Genomic DNA, 4773 nt, shown 5'->3' with positions numbered 1-4773 from the left:
GCCGCACGTCATCGACATTCGCAACATGGGCCTGATCGGCGCGGTGGAGCTTGAGGGTATTCCGGGCGAGCCGACCAAACGCGCGTTCAACGCTTTCCTTGCGGCTTATGAGAAAGGCATCCTGATCCGCACCACCGGTGACATCATTGCGATGAGCCCGCCGCTGATCATCTCCAAACCCGAGATTGACCAGTTGATCGGTACGCTGGGTGATGTGCTGAAGACGTTGGCCTGACCGATGCGCCCGGCATGCACGGCAACGGTGGTGGTAGATGACGACCGCGTGCGCGTGACCCGCTTTGACTTTGCCCCAGGGGCCGAGACGGGGTGGCACCGGCACGGGCATGATTACGTGATCGTTGCGGTGAGCGATTGCCCCATGCTGCTGGAGGAGCCGGGCGGCGGGGTGCGGCGGGTGCTGGTGCCTGCAGGAACCGCCTACCGGCGTGCGCAGGGCGTGGAGCATAATGTGGTGAACGATGGCGCGGCCGCAATGAGCTTTGTCGAGGTTGAGGTGAAAGGCTAGCGGGCACTCTGGTTCAGGTCCGCATCCATCCCGGACCGATCAATCGTGCTGGGCAAAGCTGTGTCTTATGTGGTCGGCAAACACCTGGACCGCGGATCCGGTATCTGCGCCTTTCAGCAACCTGAGGTGATAGCGCCCGATCTGGCCGAAACCATCCTTTTCCGTCAGTACCCTTTGATTTTCACCAACGATCCCGATGGGAAGCGGTGCTATTGCCAGATCGGCCATGACCGCCGCCAGTTGGCCGGCACCGGTTTCGGAGGTGTAGGCAATCCGGTAGCCCCGGTTGGCCGCGGTCAATGACGCAAGTGCCGTGGCGCGCCATGGGCAGCCATGCGCGGAAAGCGCCAGCGGAACGGGTGTTCGCGAAAATGCAACACCGTCACGCGCCCCGACCCAGACCAGTCGTTCAGAAAAGATCAATTCGCCGGGGGCCAGTGCCAACTCGGTCGACGTCGTCAGGATGAGATCGATCTCTCCCGCTTCCAACTGCGCCATCAGGGCGGTGCTTGTCGACAGGACCACTTCGACCTCCACCAAGGGGTGCGTGGATGCAAAGCGCGACAGGACGGTGGGCAGGTATCGCGCGCCCAAATCGTCGGGTGCGCCGAACCGGACCCGTCCTTCAACCTGCGGTACGCGAAAGCGGGCAAGGGCTTCGTCATTGATCCGAAGCATCTCGCGGGCGTGAACCAGAAAAGCCTCGCCGTCCGCAGTGAGCGTCACATGCCGCGAATGCCTGATGAACAGGGCACGGCCCAATTGCTCCTCCAGCCGCTTGATCTGCATGCTGACGGCGGAGGGCGTTCTGAAGACGTGTCCGGCCGCGACCGTAAAGCTGCCGGTTTCGGATATGGTCAGAAAGGTCTTGAGCAAGTCAATCTCAAGAAGGGCGTGCTGTTGTGGTTGCATATGGCCGGTCACTTCAAATTTTCTGAACGATAGCATCAAAGCTATGCACTGTATTGATGGAATTTGGCGTGGCACTTGCGGTCAAGACAAAGGAGCCCGTCATGTCCACTGAGCCAGCCATCAAACGCAATTCTTCTCAAGTCCCGTTCTTGCAGACAACGCTAGGATCGCTGTTTTCCCGCGTTCGCGGCACGATGACAGCGCGTTATGAGGACAGAATTGCACGCAAGGCATTCATAAAGACGTTTTCCCTGAGCGACAGAATGCTTGATGACATCGGCGTCACCCGTGAAGAGGTAGAATGGGCGGCCTGCTTGCCAATTCAGGTAGATGCCGCTGACGCCTTGTCCGAAAGGGCCCGCACACGATTGGCAGCAGGATCGGCAGACCACCTGCAGGACGTGCCCAATCCAAAGTCTGGGGGCAAGAAGTAAGGCTGTCGGAACCCTGCCGCGCCGGCCACAACTGAGGCAGATGCCCGCCCCTAAAGCCCCGGTGTGGACCGTCCTTATGACCTGAGGATCAGGTCCATTCCCCGCACCACCAGTTGGTGATCTTCGATCTGCGGCAGGCCCGAGACGGTGGCCACCGCGACCACGCCAGCGCCCTTGACGCGGATCGGAACCGCGCCGCCGTGGTCGGCGTGCTCTTCGGACGAGAGGCCGTGCTTCGCCAGGGTTTCGCCCTTGGCCCGGTTGCAGGTGCCGACGAGGAGCGAGGCTTCGTGAAAGCGCAGCGCGGTGTTGGACTTTCGCCGCGCCCACAGGTCATTGAGCGGCGCCGAGCCGGGCAGGCTTGCGTGAAACAGGGTGCGATCGGTGGTACGAATATTGATGACAACCGGCAGTTTGCCCGCGCGTGCAAGTTCGACAAGCACGAGGCCAAGCCGCAGCGCGGTGTCTTCGGTAAAGCGCGGAAAGACCAGCCGCGTGGCCTCGGCTTCAAGCTGTGCGATGCTGGGAGGTGTGGTGATGCCGGGTGGACGCAGTTCCGCCACCTGCGATTGGGGCCCGGCCTGCGCCTTCAGCTTTTCCACGTGATTTCCCTTTTCTCATCTTGGCCCAGAACCGAAGCCGGTCGAGCGCAGCCTTGGTCTACTGCAGGGTTATGTCATTCGTAAAGCTGGCGGTTTGGTCGCTGTGACGGTCTTTGAAGGTGAATTCCAATGTGTAGTTGCCCGCCGGCGCACCATCGAAAGTGGCGGTGAGGTTGACCATCAACTCGCGGCTGCGGGCGCGGGTCTTGACCACGAAGTTCGCGAAGTTCTCTTGTTCCATCACCACCGACCCTGAGGGCTCCAGGACCCGCAGGTCGATGTCGAAGGCGATTTCAAGCTGTCCGCCACCAAGGTCACCGTAGCCGTAGCCACGCGGCTCGATGTAAAGTTCCACCGGCTCGCCAGCGGCGTAGACAGTGGAAGCGCGTGGCTCATAGGCGCCATAAGCCGTGGCGGGGCCGGTGGTGGCGACGAGATTGCCAAAATGCAGACCGGCTGCATTCCACGCGGTTTCGATCAGGACTTCGTTTGCTGCGTACCACGCGTCAAAATCTCCGGCGGCTATGGCTGCGTCGGCGGAGGCGGCCGCGTCGGTCAGCGGGCCGGACAGGGCTGGGGCGGCAATCACCGGGGTCAGTAAGAAGCAGGCCAAAATCAGCTGTCTGCGCATGGTCACCTCGAATTCAGGCGGGAAAGGCCCCGCGATGGGGCAAACGCTAGCATGAGATAATGATTCGTGAATACGGCAGGCGCGTCAGATGGCCCCGATGCCCCGCAGGATCATCGTCTTAACACTGGCTTTCGCTTCGTTCCACTGACGGTCCGACAACGGCTTGCCGGCGTTCAGGGTTTCGATCTGATGGCCGAAATCGGCGTAATGCTGGGTGGTGGCCCAGAGCATGTACAGCAGATGGCGTGGGTCGATGGCGTTCATTTTGCCCTGATCGATCCAGCGCTGGATTACCGCGATCCGCCCGTTGGTCCATTCCGTGAGGGTGGTTTCCAGATAATCCTGGATCACCGGCGCGCCGTGCATCACCTCTGACGCCCAGACCTTTGATCCGTGCGGGTGGCGGCGCGAGATGTCCATCTTGGCATCGATATAGGCACCGATGCCGGAGGCGGGGTCGGGGGCGTTGTCAAAACTGGCGGCGGCATCGAGCCAGATTTCGAAGATCTGGCTGACGACGCGGCGATACAGGTCTTCCTTGGTGGCGAAGTAATAGTGCAGGTTGGCCTTTGGCAGCCCGGCAAGATCAGCGATCAGCTGCATGGTTGCGCCGCCAAATCCGGCCTCGGCAAACACCTTTTCTGCAGCATCCAGGATCAAGCGTTCATTTTCACGCCTGATATCTGTGCGTTTGCCGGATTTTATCTGCGAAACTTGGGCAGTCTGTGTCATTCCAACGTCCCAGATTTTCGTTGACCGGATGGTCAGGTTGTGGTGCGCTTCGCTTTGACCATACGGTCAGGAAACGAGTCGCTGCAAGGGGTGCGTCAGACACCCCCGCGCGTGGGGAGACCGATATGCCTTCACCTGGGGAAAACCTGCGGATCAATCCGGTGCGGCTGTGGGACAGCCTGATGGAGATGGCCAAGATCGGGCCGGGCGTGGCGGGGGGAAACAACCGCCAGACCCTGACCGATGCCGATTCTGAAGGGCGGCATCTGTTCGCGCGCTGGTGCGAGGCGGCGGGGATGAGCATGGGCGTCGACACCATGGGCAACATGTTCGCGACGCGGGCGGGGGAGGATGCCGGGACGTTGCCGGTCTACATGGGCAGTCACCTCGACACCCAGCCGACCGGGGGCAAATATGACGGGGTGCTGGGGGTGCTGGGCGCGCTGGAGGTGGTGCGGTCGATGAACGATCTGGGGGTGCGGACGAAGCATCCGATTGTGGTAACGAACTGGACGAATGAGGAGGGCGCACGGTTTGCGCCTGCGATGCTGGCGAGCGGCGTGTTCGCGGGGATCCATACTGAGGATTATGCCAAAAGCCGCCGCGACCCCGAGGGCAAGGTTTTCGGCGAGGAACTGGCGCGGATCGGCTGGGTGGGCGATGAGACGGTCGGCGCGCGCAAGATGCATGCGATGCTGGAGCTGCATATCGAGCAGGGGCCGATCCTTGAAGCCGAGGGCAAGGACATCGGCGTTGTCACACACGGACAGGGCCTGTGGTGGCTGGAAATCACGCTGACCGGCAAGGAGGCGCATACCGGCTCGACGCCGATGGCGCTGCGCGTCAACGCCGGCCTCGGCATGGCCCGCATCACTGAGCGCGTGCACCAGATTGCCATGAGTCACCAACCCAATGCAGTTGGCACGGTGGGGCAGG

General features: G+C 61.7%; 8 protein-coding genes. 4 read left to right on the top strand and 4 right to left on the bottom strand.

Annotated features, from left to right (window positions below):
* Both RMO18_RS07585 and RMO18_RS07580 read left to right on the top strand, forming a co-directional pair.
* Positions 1-235 (top strand): aminotransferase class III-fold pyridoxal phosphate-dependent enzyme (locus RMO18_RS07585; RefSeq protein ID WP_309664964.1); only part of this gene is annotated, 235 nt, incomplete at its 5' end.
* A gap of 3 nt (positions 236-238) precedes the next feature.
* Positions 239-526, top strand: coding sequence for a cupin domain-containing protein (locus RMO18_RS07580; protein ID WP_309664962.1), 288 nt, complete (start codon positions 239-241; stop codon positions 524-526).
* 39 nt (positions 527-565) lie between these two features.
* Here the strand turns inward: RMO18_RS07580 and RMO18_RS07575 are convergent, their stop codons facing one another.
* Entirely contained in the window at positions 566-1402 is an 837-nt protein-coding gene (locus RMO18_RS07575; RefSeq protein WP_309664960.1) for a LysR substrate-binding domain-containing protein, read from the bottom strand.
* Positions 1403-1539: 137 nt separating this feature from the next.
* Here RMO18_RS07575 and RMO18_RS07570 point away from each other — a divergent pair, with 137 nt between their 5' ends.
* Positions 1540-1872: a DUF1127 domain-containing protein gene (locus RMO18_RS07570; protein ID WP_309664959.1), complete on the top strand. Its 333-nt coding sequence runs from the start codon at positions 1540-1542 to the stop codon at positions 1870-1872.
* 74 nt (positions 1873-1946) lie between these two features.
* On the opposite strand, the gene RMO18_RS07565 is transcribed toward RMO18_RS07570, so the two are convergent.
* The 3 genes from RMO18_RS07565 to RMO18_RS07555 form a co-directional block, all read right to left on the bottom strand.
* Positions 1947-2474, bottom strand: a complete 528-nt coding sequence (locus RMO18_RS07565) for a heme-degrading domain-containing protein (RefSeq protein WP_309664958.1) — start codon at positions 2472-2474, stop codon at positions 1947-1949.
* Positions 2475-2532: 58 nt separating this feature from the next.
* The gene (locus RMO18_RS07560) at positions 2533-3105 is read right to left on the bottom strand and encodes a hypothetical protein (protein WP_309664957.1); all 573 of its coding nucleotides are present in this window, start codon (positions 3103-3105) and stop codon (positions 2533-2535) included.
* An 84-nt stretch (positions 3106-3189) separates the two neighbouring features.
* Positions 3190-3837, bottom strand: coding sequence for a TetR/AcrR family transcriptional regulator (locus RMO18_RS07555; RefSeq protein WP_309664956.1), 648 nt, complete (start codon positions 3835-3837; stop codon positions 3190-3192).
* Between the two features lie 125 nt (positions 3838-3962).
* Between RMO18_RS07555 and RMO18_RS07550 the strand changes: the two genes are divergently transcribed.
* Positions 3963-4773 (top strand): allantoate amidohydrolase (locus tag RMO18_RS07550; protein WP_309664955.1); only part of this gene is annotated, 811 nt, incomplete at its 3' end.

Origin of the sequence: Tabrizicola sp. (genome assembly GCF_031377265.1) — a bacterium.
Lineage (GTDB): Bacteria > Pseudomonadota > Alphaproteobacteria > Rhodobacterales > Rhodobacteraceae > JAUYQR01.
The sequence above is the reverse complement of the archived record's forward strand: the minus strand, read 5'-3'. Positions and strand labels throughout refer to the sequence as shown.